The organism is Mycobacterium sp. Root265 (assembly GCF_001428895.1).
In the GTDB taxonomy this organism is placed as follows: Bacteria; Actinomycetota; Actinomycetes; order Mycobacteriales; family Mycobacteriaceae; genus Mycobacterium.
Window position 1 is genome coordinate 522,665 of the sequence record NZ_LMJA01000030.1, and the last position, 15,492, is coordinate 538,156.

Annotated in this window: 13 protein-coding genes and 3 pseudogenes; 3 read left to right on the forward strand and 13 right to left on the reverse strand. The window is 64.1% G+C overall.

Annotated features, from left to right (window positions below; genetic code table 11):
* Position 1: 1 nt before the first annotated feature.
* The 9 genes and pseudogenes from ASE48_RS33555 to ASE48_RS24995 form a co-directional block, all read right to left on the reverse strand.
* Positions 2 to 355 (reverse strand): annotated as a pseudogene (locus ASE48_RS33555) (lipoyl synthase); the annotation flags it as partial.
* A 1-nt stretch (position 356) separates the two neighbouring features.
* Positions 357 to 1,051 (reverse strand): annotated as a pseudogene (locus ASE48_RS24960) (lipoyl synthase); the annotation flags it as partial.
* Positions 1,048 to 1,338, reverse strand: a complete 291-nt coding sequence (locus ASE48_RS24965) for a WhiB family transcriptional regulator (RefSeq protein ID WP_057169831.1) — start codon at positions 1,336 to 1,338, stop codon at positions 1,048 to 1,050. The pseudogene ASE48_RS24960 and the gene ASE48_RS24965, both read right to left, overlap by 4 nt.
* An 11-nt stretch (positions 1,339 to 1,349) precedes the next feature.
* Positions 1,350 to 2,579: a dihydrolipoamide acetyltransferase family protein gene (locus tag ASE48_RS24970; RefSeq protein ID WP_200962251.1), complete on the reverse strand. Its 1,230-nt coding sequence runs from the start codon at positions 2,577 to 2,579 to the stop codon at positions 1,350 to 1,352.
* A gap of 22 nt (positions 2,580 to 2,601) precedes the next feature.
* Positions 2,602 to 3,585 (reverse strand): alpha-ketoacid dehydrogenase subunit beta, encoded by a 984-nt coding sequence (locus ASE48_RS24975; protein ID WP_200962265.1) that lies wholly within the window; start codon positions 3,583 to 3,585, stop codon positions 2,602 to 2,604.
* 24 nt (positions 3,586 to 3,609) lie between these two features.
* Positions 3,610 to 4,647 (reverse strand): pyruvate dehydrogenase (acetyl-transferring) E1 component subunit alpha, encoded by a 1,038-nt coding sequence (pdhA, locus tag ASE48_RS24980; protein ID WP_082614403.1) that lies wholly within the window; start codon positions 4,645 to 4,647, stop codon positions 3,610 to 3,612.
* 10 nt (positions 4,648 to 4,657) lie between these two features.
* Complete coding sequence (lpdA, locus tag ASE48_RS24985) at positions 4,658 to 6,094, reverse strand: dihydrolipoyl dehydrogenase (RefSeq protein WP_057170025.1); 1,437 nt, start codon at positions 6,092 to 6,094, stop codon at positions 4,658 to 4,660.
* An 87-nt stretch (positions 6,095 to 6,181) separates the two neighbouring features.
* The gene (locus ASE48_RS24990) at positions 6,182 to 7,339 is read right to left on the reverse strand and encodes a PucR family transcriptional regulator (RefSeq protein WP_235571456.1); all 1,158 of its coding nucleotides are present in this window, start codon (positions 7,337 to 7,339) and stop codon (positions 6,182 to 6,184) included.
* A gap of 390 nt (positions 7,340 to 7,729) precedes the next feature.
* Positions 7,730 to 8,311, reverse strand: a complete 582-nt coding sequence (locus ASE48_RS24995) for a GNAT family N-acetyltransferase (RefSeq protein ID WP_057169835.1) — start codon at positions 8,309 to 8,311, stop codon at positions 7,730 to 7,732.
* Between ASE48_RS24995 and ASE48_RS25000 the strand changes: the two genes are divergently transcribed.
* Positions 8,295 to 10,040 (forward strand): carboxylesterase/lipase family protein, encoded by a 1,746-nt coding sequence (locus tag ASE48_RS25000; protein ID WP_082614405.1) that lies wholly within the window; start codon positions 8,295 to 8,297, stop codon positions 10,038 to 10,040. The two genes, ASE48_RS24995 and ASE48_RS25000, sit on opposite strands and share 17 nt — an antisense overlap.
* Before the next feature lie 511 nt (positions 10,041 to 10,551).
* Positions 10,552 to 11,043, forward strand: a complete 492-nt coding sequence (locus ASE48_RS25005; RefSeq protein ID WP_057169837.1) for a MarR family winged helix-turn-helix transcriptional regulator — start codon at positions 10,552 to 10,554, stop codon at positions 11,041 to 11,043.
* A 5-nt stretch (positions 11,044 to 11,048) separates the two neighbouring features.
* Here the strand turns inward: ASE48_RS25005 and ASE48_RS25010 are convergent, their stop codons facing one another.
* Complete coding sequence (locus ASE48_RS25010; RefSeq protein ID WP_057169838.1) at positions 11,049 to 11,795, reverse strand: SDR family oxidoreductase; 747 nt, start codon at positions 11,793 to 11,795, stop codon at positions 11,049 to 11,051.
* A gap of 276 nt (positions 11,796 to 12,071) precedes the next feature.
* Here ASE48_RS25010 and ASE48_RS33895 point away from each other — a divergent pair.
* Positions 12,072 to 12,140, forward strand: a pseudogene (locus ASE48_RS33895) (hypothetical protein); the annotation flags it as partial.
* A gap of 24 nt (positions 12,141 to 12,164) precedes the next feature.
* Here the strand turns inward: ASE48_RS33895 and ASE48_RS33560 are convergent.
* The 3 genes from ASE48_RS33560 to ASE48_RS25025 all read right to left on the reverse strand — a co-directional run bounded on the left by ASE48_RS33560 (position 12,165) and on the right by ASE48_RS25025 (position 15,482).
* Positions 12,165 to 12,305 (reverse strand): hypothetical protein, encoded by a 141-nt coding sequence (locus ASE48_RS33560; RefSeq protein WP_235571458.1) that lies wholly within the window; start codon positions 12,303 to 12,305, stop codon positions 12,165 to 12,167.
* A 320-nt stretch (positions 12,306 to 12,625) separates the two neighbouring features.
* Complete coding sequence (locus ASE48_RS25020; RefSeq protein WP_082614427.1) at positions 12,626 to 14,440, reverse strand: molybdopterin-dependent oxidoreductase; 1,815 nt, start codon at positions 14,438 to 14,440, stop codon at positions 12,626 to 12,628.
* 13 nt (positions 14,441 to 14,453) lie between these two features.
* Positions 14,454 to 15,482, reverse strand: coding sequence for a DUF4331 family protein (locus ASE48_RS25025; protein ID WP_057169841.1), 1,029 nt, complete (start codon positions 15,480 to 15,482; stop codon positions 14,454 to 14,456).
* Between the last annotated feature and the right edge of the window lie 10 nt (positions 15,483 to 15,492).

A 15,492-nucleotide genomic window follows, 5' to 3' on the forward strand; every position in this document is an offset into this window, starting at 1 on the left:
ATCAGGATACGGGTGGGGTGGCGGTTGCCCGAACCCGTGCCGCCTGCTCGTAGAGCCGGCCCGCGCGGTAGGAGGACCGGACCAGCGGACCGGCCAGCACGCCGGCGAATCCGACGTTCTCGGCGAACGTCGTGAACTCGACGAATTCGTCGGGATGCACCCACCGGTCCACCGGGTGGTGGCGCGGCGACGGACGCAGGTACTGGGTGATGGTGACGATGTCGCAGCCGGCCTCGTGCAGGTCGACCAGCGCGGTGCGCACCTCATCGGGTGTCTCGCCCATGCCCAGGATGAGGTTGCTCTTGGTGACCAGACCGAAGTCGCGGGCGGCGGTGATGACATCGAGGCTGCGCTGNGGTGTCTCGCCCATGCCCAGGATGAGGTTGCTCTTGGTGACCAGACCGAAGTCGCGGGCGGCGGTGATGACATCGAGGCTGCGCTGGTAGCGGAAGGCRGGCCGGATCCGCTTGAAGATGCGCGGCACGGTTTCGACGTTGTGCGCGAACACCTCCGGGCGCGACTCGAAGACCTCTTCGAGCAGTGCAGGGACCCCGTTGAAGTCCGGGGCCAGCAGCTCSACGCCGGTGTTCGGGTTGAGCGCGTGGATCTGGCGGACCGTCTCGGCGTAGAGCCAGGCGCCGCCGTCGGGCAGATCGTCGCGGGCCACACCGGTCACCGTCGAGTAGCGCAGCCCCATGGCCTGCACGCTCTCGGCGACSCGGCGCGGTTCGTCACGGTCGAGCTCGGCGGGCTTGCCGGTGTCGATCTGRCAGAAGTCGCAGCGCCGCGTGCACTGCTCGCCACCGATGAGGAAGGTGGCCTCGCGGTCCTCCCAGCATTCGTAGATGTTGGGGCAGCCGGCCTCTTCGCACACGGTGTGCAGACCCTCGCGCTTYACCAGCGACTTGAGTTCGGTGTACTCCGGCCCGGTGCGCAGCTTGGTCTTGATCCACGGCGGCTTGCGCTCGATCGGGGTCTSGGCGTTGCGCACCTCAAGGCGCAGTAACTTACGGCCGTCGGCACCTACGCCAGCCAATGATTCCGCCGTCATCTCTTCCTCAGATCCACGTGGCCGCGGTCAGCTTCGGTGATGCCACCCCACACGCCGTACTGCTCCTGAAAATTCTCGGCATGCCTGCGGCATTCGGTGACCACTGTGCATTGCGCGCAGATGGACTTGGCCCGCCGCTGGCGTTGCTCCTTGGTTCGTCGGTGCTCTCCGTCGATTCCGTAGAACACCGCGGGATCCTCATCGCGGCATCGTGCGGCTAGCTGCCAGTCCCATCGTTCGACGACGGGACTGTAGCGGGGAAGCAGGGATCGGCGGGTGCTGGCCATGGCGTCGTCGTTCAGACCACGAGGTGCAACGGGCGTTCGAGAAGTGCTGTCAGGTCGCGCAGGAACTCGGCTCCCGTCGACCCGTCGATGGCGCGGTGGTCGGCCGAGAGTGTGAGGCGCAGAATGTGGCGGGCCACCACCTCGCCGTCGATGAGGCGGACCTCCTCGGTGGCTGCGCCGACGGCCAGGATGGCGGCTTCGGGCGGGTTGATCACCGCGGCGAATTGCTCGATGCCGTACATACCGAGGTTGGAGATGGTGAAGGTTCCGCCGGACATCTCGTCGGCGCGTAATTTGCCGATGCGGGCGCGGGCCGCCAGTTCCTTGGTGTCGGAGGCGATCTGCGAGACAGTCTTGTGGTCGGCGTCGCGCACGACGGGGACCACGAGCCCGGCGTCGACGGCGACGGCCACGCCGATGTGCACGTGGCGATGGTGATACAGCACGTCGCCACCGAAGGACACGTTGACGGCGGGATTGCGACGCAGGGCGACGCCTGCGGCGCGGACCAGGAAGTCGTTGATGCTGACCTTGGCTGCCTCGGTGGTGCGCAGGCTGTCGTTGACGGTTCGGCGGAAGGCCAGTAGATCGGTCACGTCGGCGGCGGCGGTCAGGTAGAAGTGCGGTGCGGTCTGTTTGCTCTCCGTGAGTCGCTTGGCCGCAATGCGTTGCAGGGTCGTGAGTGCCACCGTGTCAGCCTCGTCACCCGCGGCGGCGGGCACGGGCGCGCCGGCCGGTGCGGGCACGACGGGGACGAGGCCGGCATTGTCGACGTCCTTGCGGATGATGCGACCGCCTGGCCCGGTGCCGATGACCGCGTTGAGGTCGATCCCGCTGTCGGCGGCGACCTTCCGGGCCAGCGGTGAGGCCTTGGGCCGATTGGATCCGGGGGCAGTGACGGAGTTGCGTACAGCGGCAGCGGCAGCGGTTTCGGGCGTCGCTGGGGTGCTCACGGCAGGTGCTGGGGTTCCGGGGGCAGGCGCCGCGGCGTCGGCGAGCGCTCCGCTACTGTCGCCGATAACGGCGATGGGGACGCCGACCGCGACGCGGTCACCTTCGCCGACCAGCACGCGCTCCAGGATGCCGTCGTCGTAGGACTCCAGTTCCATGACGGCCTTGTCGGTTTCGATCTCGACAAGCACCTCGCCACGTTCGACTCGGTCACCGATGTTCTTGAGCCAGGTGAGGATGAGGCCATCTTCCATGGTGTCGGAGAGGCGGGGCATGGTGATCTCGGGCACGTGCGGTCCTAGGGTGTCGTGGTCAGAGTCGGCCGACCGCAGCCAGCGTTTCGCGGCATGCGGTGTAGAGCGATTCGGCCGAGGGGAGGGCCGCCTGCTCCAGTGGTTTGGCGTAGGGCAGGGGAACTTCGGCAGCGGCGACGCGGCGTACCGGTGCGTCGAGATGGTCGAAGGCGCCATCGGAGATCGACGCGGCGATCTCGGCGCCGATACCGTAGGTCAGCCAATCGTCTTCGGCGACGACGGCGCAGCCGGTCTTGCGGACGGATTCGACAATCGTGTCGCGGTCCAGCGGGCGAAGGCTGCGCAGGTCGATCACCTCGGCGCGGATGCCGTCTTTCTCGTGCAGCCGTTCAGCGACCTGTGTGGCGATTTTGGCCATCCGCGAATACCCGATGATGGTGATATCGGTGCCGGGGCGTCGGATTGCCGCTTTGCCGATCTCAATGGGCTCCAGGTCCTCGGGTACCTCGTCTTTGGTGTTGTAGAGCGCCAGGTTCTCCAGAAACAGCACGGGGTCGTCGTCGCGGATCGCGGCCTTCAGCAATGCCCGTGCGTCGGCGGGTGTGCTTGGTGCGACGACCTTGAGTCCGGGGACGAAGGCGTAGTAGAGCTCGATGTTCTGTGAGTGAGTGGCCCCGAGTTGCTGTCCGCCGCCGCCAGGGGTGCGGATGACCATCGGGACGTTCGTCTGGCCGCCGAACATGCCGTAGATCTTGGCGGCATGATTGACGATTTGATCGAGCGCCAGAAGCGAGAAGTTGATTGTCATGATCTCGACGACTGGGCGCAGACCGAGCATGGCGGCACCGACGGCCGCACCGACGAATCCTTCCTCGGCGATCGGGGTGTCACGGACTCGCTTCTCACCGAACTCTTCGAGCAGACCGGCGGTGATCTTGTAGGACCCCTCGAAGACACCGATTTCTTCGCCGATAAGGAACACCGAGTCGTCACGCACCATCTCCTCGCGGAGGGTGTCGCGCAACGCTTCGCGATAACTGATGACAGGCAACGGATTTCCTTCGGTTCAGAACAGTGGGTCAGCGGGTAGCCGGTGGAGCTCGCCGGCCACGGGGCTTGCGTAGGTGTAGTCGAACAAGGTGGCCGGATCGGGGTGGGGGCTCGCGTCGGCGAAGGCGACCGCGGCGTCGGCCTCGGCTTGCGCGGACCGTTCCAGCTCCTCGGCAGACCGCTCGTCGAGTACACCTGAGCTGAGCAGCGTGTCTTTGAACAGAGTCAATGGGTCGGCGGATTGTGCGGCCGCGACAGCATCGTCGCTGCGGTACTTGGCGGGATCGACCACCGAGTGCCCCCGTAATCGGTGGCTCACGGCCTCCAGCAGTGCGGGCTTACCTTCGCAGCGGGCCTGCTCCACGAGCTGTCGGGCGACATCGCGCACCGCGAGTACATCGGTGCCGTCGACTCGCTCCCCTCTCATTCGGTAGGCGGATGCGCGTTTGTACAGTTCGGGCTCGGCTGAGGCTTTCTCGACGGTGGTTCCCATGCCGAGGTTGTTGTTGATCACGACGAACACGACGGGCAGATTCCAGAGTGCGGCGATGTTGAGAGACTCGTGAAATGCGCCGATATTGGTGGTGCCATCGCCCATCTGGCACATCACCACATCGTCACCGCCGCGGTAGTCAATGGCCAGCGCCGCACCAACGGCCAGAGGGAGCTGGCCGCCGACGATCCCGTAGCCGCCGAGCAGCCGAGCCTCAGTGTCGTACATGTGCATGGACCCGCCCCAGCCTTTGGAGGTGCCGGTGCTGCGGCCATAGAGTTCGGCCATGACGCGGTTGGGGTCGATACCTTTGGCCAACGCATAACCGTGTTCGCGGTAGTTTGTGAAGAGGTAGTCCGAGGGGCGCAGGGCCGCCATCAGGCCGACCACGGTGGCTTCCTCGCCCAGGTTCAGGTGGCAGTACCCGCCGATCTTGGCTTGCGTATAGCCTTGGGCGGCACGCTCTTCGAAGCGTCGAATAAGAACCATCTGTCGGTAGTAGCCGCGCAGCTTCGCCACGTCGTCGCCCGCCAGTGCGGGCCGGTCGATCGTATCGGTCATCGTAGATCTCTCAGCGTCTCTTCGGAGGGATGTGTACGGGCATGCCAAGGGCGGCCAATGCTGCTTCCATGCCGATTTCGCCCAGTGTCGGGTGCGCATGGATGGTCTCGGCCAGTTCGTCAAGCGTGGCTTCCAGCGTGATCGCCAGCGCCGCCTCGGTGATGAGGTCGCTGGCAGACGGGCCGATGATGTGCACGCCGAGCACCTCGCCGTATTCCTTGCCTGCGACAATCTTGATGAAACCTTCTGTGTCACCGTAGGTTCGGGCACGACCGAGCGCAGCGAAGGGAAATGTGGCGACGTTGATGACGTGTCCGGCACTCGCAGCGGCCGCTTCAGTCAGTCCGACGCTGGCAATCTCAGGATGGGTGAAGGTGGCAGCGGGCAGCGCTGTGTAATCCATGTGTTTGTCGTGCCCGGCGATGACCTCGGCCGCGGTTATCCCCTGGTGTGATGCGACGTGCGCCAGCAGGGCCTTTCCCGTGACGTCACCGATGGCATAGACGTGATCCACGTTGGTACGCAGTCGGTCATCGACCGCGATGAATCCGCGCTCGTCGACGCCAACACCGGCGCTCTGCAGTGCCAGGTCGGCGGTGTTGGCGCGTCGACCGACACCGAAAAGAACGACATCGGCATCGATTTCGCACGGTTTGGGGCCGCTGACCACAATCCTCAGCGCCTTGGCTTGTTCGATTGCGGTGACCGTGGATCCCGTGTGCACGGTGATGCCGCGCTGAACAAAGGACCGCTCGAGTGCGGCGCCGATGTCGATGTCTTCGGCCGGCACCAGGGTGTCGCGCATCTCCACCACCGTGACTTCGCTGCCGAACGCGCTGAACAGATTGGCCCACTCGGCACCGACCGCACTGCCCCCGACGATCACCACACGCTTGGGAACGTCGGTGAGGCCGAATGCGCCGTCGGAAGTGATCACTCCCGGCAGGTCGGCGCCGGGAATCGGCAGAGGAATAGGCGTGGATCCGGTGGCGATGATGATGTCACGAGCACTTGCAGCGTCAATTTGCTCACCGGGCGCCGCGGCGTAGCGCGGCCCGGCTCCGCTGTCGACATCGCAGATCTCGACGGTGGTTGGTCCAGTGAAGCGCGCGTGTCCGTTGATCACGGTGACGCCGTTGGCGCGTAGCAGACCCGCGACCCCGTCGGTGAGGGTGGTGACCACATCGTTCATCCGTGCGCGTACCGCGGCGTAGTCGAAATCGACATTGTCGGCGCGCACACCGTAGGACCCACAGTCACGGACCGTCTGGAGCACCTCGGCCGAGCGCAACATCGCCTTGGTCGGAATGCAGCCCCAGTTCAGGCACACCCCGCCCGGGCGCTCCTTCTCGATGACTCCCACCGAAATACCAAGCTGCGCAGCACGGATGGCCGCGACGTACCCGCCTGGGCCCCCGCCTATGACCAGAAGATCGAATTCACGCACACAGCTGAGTCTGCAGCGCTGTGAATGCTGCCACCATGGCCGCATGGCCCAGTGTTCGGTCACACCGATTGGGCGATGTGCCCAATCTCAGCGGCGCTCGCCCGATATGTTCAGCGCGGACAATGCCAGCGACAACTCCACATAGGCCGACCGACCGTGAAGTGAGCGACCTACCAGTTCGGTGACTCGCTGCAGGCGGTTGAGCACCGTGTTGCGGTGGCAGTGCAGTCGCGCAGCGGCGTTGACTGTCGAGCGATCCTCTTCCAGCCACACCAGCAGTGTCTCCAGCAGCACCTCGCGTTCGTGGGCTGGACGTGCCAGCAGACCCCCCAAATTGCGTGAGATCAGGCGTTGTGCGAAATCCGGCGAGCGCACCAGCAGCGCCTCACTCAGATGCTCATCAAGCCAGACCAGCTCGGTGGACCCGACCGCGACCAGGCTCAGCGCGATGAGTGCCTCGGTATAGGCCGCTGCGACATCGGCCAGTCCCCGGACCGCCGACGATGCTGCTGATCGGCCCCGCACCAATGGCCGTAATCGCGTGATCACGTCGGCCGCTGAACGTTGGTCCAATGCCACTACTCCGATACGGGAGTCCACTTTAGAATGCCACAAGGAACGGAAACCCCAAGCGTCCAGAGTGTTTCGGGGGGACGCCAATGCCGGCGCGCCGTCGGGGCCCACGTCGGTGACAATCACAAGGTATCCGCCGTCTACGGGAAGATCGAGTTCACGAGCGACCTGGCTGGCAAAACCTGTATCCCCGGCGCGACGGTCGAGCAGATCCTCGATCAGCGCATTGCGGCGCTGTTCGTCGTGGCGGACTCGCTCCTGTTCACTCTCGCGATAGGCGCTCGACAGAGCTGAGGAGAGCTCGTCGATCACCGTCCAGGTGGCTGTGCCGGCGTCGAGCACGACGTCGGGATCCACACCGGTATCTTTCGCGCGAGTAAGCAGGGCCTCCCACACGATGCGTCCACCGAGTCGGAAGGTCCGCAGCATCACCTCCAATGGAATCCCCTGATCGGCACGGTGTTTGGCGATCGTCTCGACAACCTCATCGGTGCCGCCTCGCTGTCCGCGCAACGATTCCAAGACTCGGACGAGGTAGTTGCGGCATCCCTCACGCAGATCATCGCGGGGCACACTGCCGTAATCAGTCCACTCCGGATTGTCGGTGAAGATGGCCGAGACCAAACGTTCAGTCAAGATGTCCACGTCATCCAGACCGGCCTCGGCCAGCACACGTGTCGCCTGTGTCGACGCCGCAGAGTGTCGTTTGCGCACAGCGGGCACCGTACTCCCGGACCAACACCCACGTCGAGACCAGAGCGGCTCCGCTCCGAAGGACCAAGAACTGGCCGTCTGAGGCCTCGCCGTTCTCCGCCATCTCACTTGAGACGGCGCCACGCAGACCGAGAATCGGCAGTGATCGATAGGCCCATCCATCCTGTCGATCGTCAAACTGGATGGCGATTGGCGCCGATCCTACCTGCGCCGTTGTCATTCAGTCACGGAGATGGCGCAGCGATTGTGGTCATCCATTTGGCAGAAGCGGGAACGTTACAGTGGTGCAAGATTTGAGTGCGGGATCGGTCAGAAGTTCCACGGCGCGCCAGTCGCCCCAGGGTCACTTCAGTAGGCGTGGACATCAGTGGCCAGCCGCGCGTGGACGTGCATGTCGTGCCACCCATCGGCATGCAACGCCGATCCCCGCCGGATTCCTTCAGCGAGGAAGCCGGCCTTCACGGCCACACGGCAGGATGCCTGATTAGCGGCCGAGTGCTCCAGGGCGATGCGATGGAACCCGGCGTCGAATGCCCACCGGCACAGGACCTGCGCCGCTTGCGTGCACAAACCTCGGCCGCGGGCGGCAGGGACCATCCAGTACGCCAGTCCCGCTGACCCGTGGTCCAGTTTCACGCCCCCTAGCGTCATCCGGCCCAGCAGGGCGCCGGTCTGCTTGTCGGCTACCGCCCAGCTGAGCTCCGTTTCGGCTGCCCATCCGCGCTGCCGAGCGCTGATCCACTCAGCAGCTTCGTCTACCGAATCCACCCGCCGCACATGCCAACGCTGGATATCGGCATCGGCGAACGCCTCCATGACCGCGCCAGCATCGTCGAGCCGCCACGGTCGCAAGACCGCCCCAGGCCCCACCGCCATCTCGGGTTGGGCAGACCCGAAAAACAATCCCGACGCCATGACAGGAGCGATCATTCGCGGCACGCTCCCATCATCGACCATAACCGCGGACCTTCGGTTGCTCCCACACCACACAGGCCGCACATTCAGGTTCCGAATCATCGCTAGACCAGAGGACGCTCGGGTGCGGATTGCCTTCCATCCCGTACCCCGTCGTTCAGGGGCGGATGAAAGGGCCCTTTCGCCATGGGCTGAGCACGGTCCGACTACACGCATTGCACACAGGCCTGGCTACAGTGACTTCGCATGGTGGAATTGGTGTGTGACAACCGATCCAGAGGTTCGCACGGACGCTGGAGCCGTCCGCGGCCGTTGGGGAAATGACGTTGCCGTGTTCTGCGGGATCCCCTACGCACTACCGCCCGTGGGTGCTCACCGTTTCGGGCATCCCGTCCCGCCAGCATCCTGGGATGGCGTGCGCGAGGCAAAGGTGTTCGGTCCACCTGCGCCCCAATCTGATGCATCTGACTCTGAGGTAGACGCTTCGTGGCTGACCCTCAACGTGTGGTCACCTGGTCTTGGCGCGGCCGGGTTACCGGTCATGGTGTGGATCCACGGTGGACGCTACCTGGAAGGACACAGCGCCAACCCCCACCACAACGGCGCCACGCTGGCGGCCTCCGGTGTCGTGGTGTTGAGCCTCAACTACCGTGTCGGGGCGGAGGGATTCGCCCGCATCGCCGGAGCCCCGAACAACCGTGGCCTGCTCGATCAGATCGCCGCACTGCGATGGGTACAGGACAACATCGCCGCGTTCGGCGGAGATCCGCACAACGTCACCGTGTTCGGGCAGTCCGCGGGCGGCGGCAGCGTCGCCTCGCTGCTCACCATGCCGGCAAGTGCGGGCCTGTTCACGCGCGCGATCGCCCAAAGCGTGCCCGGCACATTCTTCACCGAGCGACTCGCGGCCGCAGTCTCGGACGAGATCGCCGGCGAACTCGGGGCGCAGGCCACAACGACTGATCTGCAGCACTTTTCGCCTCAGTCGCTCGTGGCGGCCAGTGAGAGGCTGCTGAAGCGGATGCCCCACTTCGTCGATGCGTGGGGTCCGATGGCGCTGACCCCGACACCATTCTCGCCCATCGTTGACGGCGCCACACTGCCTGACGCCCCGTGGCGCGCCCTGGCCGGTGGCACCTCACGCGGTATCGATCTGCTGGTCGGACACACCCGTGACGAGTACTCCCTATTCCACCCATGGCACGACAACGCTGTCCCCGACGGGTTGCTCACCGACACCATCGAACGACTCGCTCCCACCTCCTGCCGGCCAGGTGATTACCGCGCCGCCTACCCTGATGCCGGTGCCACAGAGTTGTACGAAATAGTGAACTCGGACTGGCTGTTTCGCATGCCTTGTGAACATCTCGCCGCCGCCCACCACGCAGGAGGCGGCACCTCACGAGTGTACGAACTGGCCTGGAGTTTCAACCCAGATGAGGGCGCCTCACACAGCCTGGACATGCTGCTCGTCTTCGGCACGCTCACACGCAGTGACATCACCAGCCATCCGTCAGCCCATCCCGGCGCGGCAGACGAATACGAGCAGCTCTCACGCACCATGCGGACGGACTGGGTGGACTTCGCCACCCGTGGTGCGCCCAGATGGCCGCCTTATGAGCCGTCAGGCACTCGCACTACACGCGTCTACAGCGCCGACACGACCGATCGCCCCTACCCGGAGGAATCGTCGCGCCGCCTCTGGGCACACCACAGATTCAATACGCTCGATCTCTCTGCCTGACGGCGCGCCCGCACCGCCACGTTCTTGCCATCCCACGGCGATCCGCGCGTAGCAGTGCGTCTAGCCCTCGGATGCCGTGCTGGCCCGAACTAGCTGATCGCTGCGCTTTGGGGCGTGCCACTCGCCAGAGGCCGCACGCCATCTGACCTCCACCTCAACTCCAGAGGTTTCCCTGACGGCGTTGACGCTTCCGTGATGACCGACCGTCATGGCGAGCGAAGCGCCGAGTCGCTGCCGGACAGAGAGTTACGTAGCACGGCAGTCCCGACGACGAAGACAGCCCCTCGGCGCTGAACGGCGGAACTGTCTCAGCCGTGCACACAACCTTGTCGGACAGCGTGACACTCACGTCGTAAGCGGTGGCGTCACCGGCTTAGCCGCATCGAAGCGTTCCGCGCCGGGCTGGCCGGCTTCGAGCCCGTTCGGTGGTCGTCGACAAGGATAGTCACCGAAACCGCATATCGGGGTTGAGTTTTGCTTAGATAGGCGACATGCTTCTCCATGATGCGCGATGACTGATTCCGGCGAGTACCCGCTAACGCCGAGGCAGCAGCGGGCCTGGCTGAATTTCATGCAGGTCTATCACCGGTTCGAATATGAGGTGAACCGTCACCTGCGCACCGAGTGCGGTCTTTCGCTCTACGACTACACGGTGCTTAGTACGCTCTCGCGCGCTCCGGATCGCCGCCTGCAGCTGACCACACTGGCCACGGTGATCGGGTGGGAACGCAGCCGGGTCTCTCACCACCTGATCCGTATGGCACGCCGCGGCCTGGTCGAGCGCACAACCTGTGACACCGACGGTCGTGGCACTGTCGTCGTCCTGACCGACGAGGGCTGGGACCAGCTTGCAGGCGCCGCCCCGGTGCACGCAGAGTGGGTACACCGGGCGTTCTTCGCCGATCTGGATCCCGAGCACGAGGACGCCCTCGCCGACATCCTCGCCGTTGTACACGAGAGTCTGTTGCGCGAGGGCACCTTGCCGCGTCCCGACCTCAGATAGACCGGCTAAACCTGGTTCATGCCCCCGTCGACGAAGATCTCCGCACCTGTCATGAAGCTGCTCGCATCGGAGCCGAGGAACACCGCCACGGCGGCCAGTTCGGCAGGATCACCCAGCCGCTTCATCGGGTTCGTTGCCAGACCGTCGAAGAACACCTGCCGCTGGTCTTTGTCAGGCACCAGTTCGGTGAGTCCCTCGGTCAGGATGGGACCGGGTACGACTGTGTTGACCCGGAAGCCACGCTCGCCCAACTCGGTGGCCCAGGTACGGCCGAAGGACCGGACAGCAGCCTTAGCCGCGGCGTAGGCGCCGAATGCCGGGGTACCCCTGGTGGCCGCGGTGGAGCCGGACAGAACGATCGAAGCACCGGGATTGAGGAGCGGCAGCGTCTTCTGCACGGTGAACACCGTCCCGCCTACGTTGCGGTTGAACGTGTCGATGAGGTGTTCGGGTGTCTCGTCCTCCAGCGTGGCGAACTCACCACTGCCGGCGTTGGTGAAGACGATGTCGAGGCCGGCACCTGCGTCGCGGATGACCCCGACAAGTCGATCCAGATCCTCGGTCTTGGTGACATCGCTGGCGACACCGATGACACCGGAACCCAGCGACGCTGCGGCGGCGTCGACGCGCTGTTGGGTACGCCCGGTGATGAACACCTTGGCGCCCTCGTCGGCGAAGGCGCGCGCCGTCGCATAACCGATGCCGGATGTGCCGCCGGTAACCAATGCTGTTTTTCCTTCGAGCTGAGCCATCTCGCCCTCCTGTTGTCGAAAACGCTTGCTGCGTTTCACATCCAACAACTACGTGACATGACACGTTATTCCGAGACATGTCACCTACTATGGTCGTCGACTCCTCCCGTACAACCACCCCACTAGGAACAGGACTTCCATATGAGCGGTGTCGTACACATTTACTCTCACGGCGGCCCGGAAGTGCTGCAGTTCAGTGACCGCACTCTTCCCCCACCGACACATGGTGAGGTTCAGCTGACCCATGACCACATCGGCGTCAATTACGTCGACATCATGTTCCGTGCAGGAATCTTCCCGATGACCCACTTCCCGGCAGTTTTGGGCATGGAGGGCGCCGGAAGGGTCATCGAGGTGGCGGATAAAGCGTCACGATGGAACGTCGGAGACCGCGTCGAGGCCGAACAACGGCACCAGGCCCGGATAGGTCTGTACGCACTGGATCTCAAGACCCAAAAAGACCGTCGCACACCGGAACCACGAGCGGTTCGCGATGCGCTCCTCGGTCAAGACCCACGTTGCCGCCCGCGTTCTGCAGAAGGCAGAGCGCAACCATCTGTCGATTCTCACGCTGGATGGCGAAGACCGACGCTCCCAGCTGCGCCTTAACTATTTTCTCACCTAGTTGGCAGAGCCGCTTTTCTCATCCAAGTGGCAAAAGTTGGAAAGGTACGGTTGTGCAACTTGCCGACGTCCCTTCCGCTTCTCAACAATGACCGCGTGGTCCGCGGGGCCCCGCGGACCACGGCCCTGAGCATTATCTACAACCGTCCGCCGTGAGCTGGAGTACTGCCGCCAGCCGAGTCGGAGAATCGCCTGCGGCTGCGGAGCTAGATCGGTTCGCGATAGCCGTAGAACTCGTGGTCTTCGTTGTAGCCGCCTTGTCCGGCGCCCAGGTGGGTGAAGGATTCCACGAATTCGATCGACTCGATCCATTTGACTTGTTTGAAGCCGAGTTCGCGTTCGTTGCGTAACCGCAGTGGCGCGCCGTGCAGTTCGTTGAGTTGCTCACCGTTCATTTCGTAGGCCAACAGCGTGAGGGGATGCTGCATGTGGTTGATGTTGTGCGCATCGTAATAACGGCCGCCCTCCGCGCCGTCGGCAAAGGAATAGAAAACCACCCACTTCGCCTGTGGCAGTGGTGCGACCATGTCGAGAACGTGCTTCATGGGCACCCCGCCCCACTTGGCGATCCCCGACCAACCCTGGATGCAATAGTGCTGGGTGATCTGGTCTTGCTTGGACATCGCTTTCAGCTCTTCATAAGTCAGCGTCACCGGATTCTCCACCAACCCGTCGATGCGGAGCGTGTAGTTGGCGAAGCCCTCGCCCAGCAGAGTCTTGTAGGTCTGACTTGTCGGCAGGGTGCCGTTGGGCCAGAAGTAGGGCGAGATGTCAGCTTCTGTGTAGGTGGCTCGCGGATCACTCCACTCCAGCAAGGCTTTGGTGCCACCCACCAAACGTCGGCCTACTCGCTGAACCAGCCGGGGATAGCGCAGCGTCAAGGGCGACGCCGCGCACCAGGCGACGATGACGACCGTCATCCAGAGCACATAGAGCCACAGCCCCGTCCACGTCGCGGTGTTGAGGCCGGTGGTGATGTGATTGAGGTTCAACAGCATGCCGGTCATGAAGACCATGGCGGTGTGGACGAGGATGAAGACCACAAAGTACAGCAGCACCCCGAAATGGATCGAGCGCGCGACTTGGCGATTGAGCCGTCCAGCTCCTAGTCCGAATCGGGCCGCGATGGCAGGCGCTTGCAGCAGACCGGTGACGAACGCCAATGGGCCGGCGATGAAGACGGTGATGAAGTAGGCCAAGTTCTGCAGGCCGTTGTACTGCGTCCAGCCCTGGTTGGTCGGGAAGTCCAACGACAGGTACTGCAGACCCGCGGACAGCGCATTGGGGAACACATCCCAGTCCCGGGGCACCAGGCGTTCCCATTGTCCGGTGCTGAACAAGAGGATGTAGAACAGCATGCCGAGCACAACCCAGAGTGTGTCGAAGCTGAAATGCCACCATCGCGCCAGTCCGATGGAATGGCGGATCCCGGGCAACCCGAGCCAGCTGGGCAGAGTGAGGGTGTCGTCTCGGGCCGACCATGCCTGCTCGGCGGGTTCCTGGACCATCCGGTCAGCGGGGACGGGCCCTCGCAGGCGCAGCCATTCTCGGCCCGGCTCTGAGCCTGCGTCGAGTTGGAGGCGGGGGTGCTCGGCGAGGATTTGCAGTCCCGATCGAATGATGAACGCCATGAAGAGCAGGTTCAGGAAGTGCATGATGCGTAGCCAGCCGGGAAACCCGGTGAGCACCGGTGGTTGGAATGCGCCCACGCCGGGATAGGTGTCGATGAAGTGCGCAACCATGGGGTAGGTCCGGAGTTGCTGTGCCACTGCGACTCCGACGACGAGCAGCGCGACCCCGATCGGCACGATCCACAACGTGCTGACCCATCGTCTGCCGATCCGCAGTTCGGGAATTCGCGCCATCACCGCAGGAACGAGTTTGGACCATTCCTCCCGGTCGATGCGGTCGCCGGCTGCCGACAGCTGACTACGCAATGGGTCGGGATTGTCTGCCGACTTTCCGGGCAATGCGGGGTGGTGGGTCTCTTTCGGTGAAGGCTCGTCGGGATCTCTGCTCATCGGTTCATTCCGGTCATCCGGCCGGGGCAACATAGGGAAACCGTTGCGATGGAGGTGTTATGGCCGAATCTGGCTGCGTTCCGGTCATTACCGCGGTGTTGGTAGCGAGACTGGCCATGACCTCGGGAGTGTTGTCGGTCAGTGTTCGGCCATTCCACCCGGCGAAGCCGAACGTGGCCGGCGTTCCGACCGTGTACGGGAGAATGTTCGGAAACAAGCGCTGGGCCACTTGTCGCCCATAGGCAACGGGATCCCGCGCGGTTCCGTAGGCGCTGACCACCCCGGCAACCTTCTTGCCTATCGTGTCGCCGTAGTTGGCGTAGTCATCGGCGGGTACTCCGGTGTTGAGTTCGTCGCCAAGTTTGTCGTCGAACTGTCCGAACAATGGATGAATCATCGGCAGGCCGACGCGGTTGATCGGGCGCCACCCCCCGGCGTCGGTGGCCAGCGACGCTACCGCCCACACCCCGATCCGGTTGTTCACGCTGCGCGGCGTCAGTTCCTCGTGGGGCAATTCCAGTAGCAGTGTGTACACCGTCTCACCGGCGAACAGGTTGGTGGACGAGGTCGGCTGCCAGTCACCGAGGTCGATTCTGGTGCCGTCGTGGAACGCGTGGCCGACAGCGTGGAGGACATCGGGGTCGATCCAGAACGGGTCGTTCACCTTTGCGGCCCAGGCCCGCGCGCCGCTGTCCGTCTCGACGGGGCCGTTGGTGTGGCCGGACAGTATGAGCACACCTTCGGCGAATGGGTCGGTGGCGGCGGCGCCCGCGATGCGATGAATGGTGAAGTTCTGGCGACCTTGAGTGTCCGTTTCGGTGAAGGTCGCTCGGTAGGTGAGGTCTTCGGTTGAGTCTCCGTTGAGATCGATCTTGAACTCGTATCGGCCTTCGGGGTGAAACCCCGGAGTTGTTGCGCCGCCAAGGGAGTGGCACACGTTGAGCATAAGGGCGGTGCCACCGTCACCGTCGAAGACGTAGAGGTCGGTGATATCCAGCCGCACATCTTGGCGGGCGGTCGGTGAGTCGAGGTGGTGTGACATGTCTGCTCCT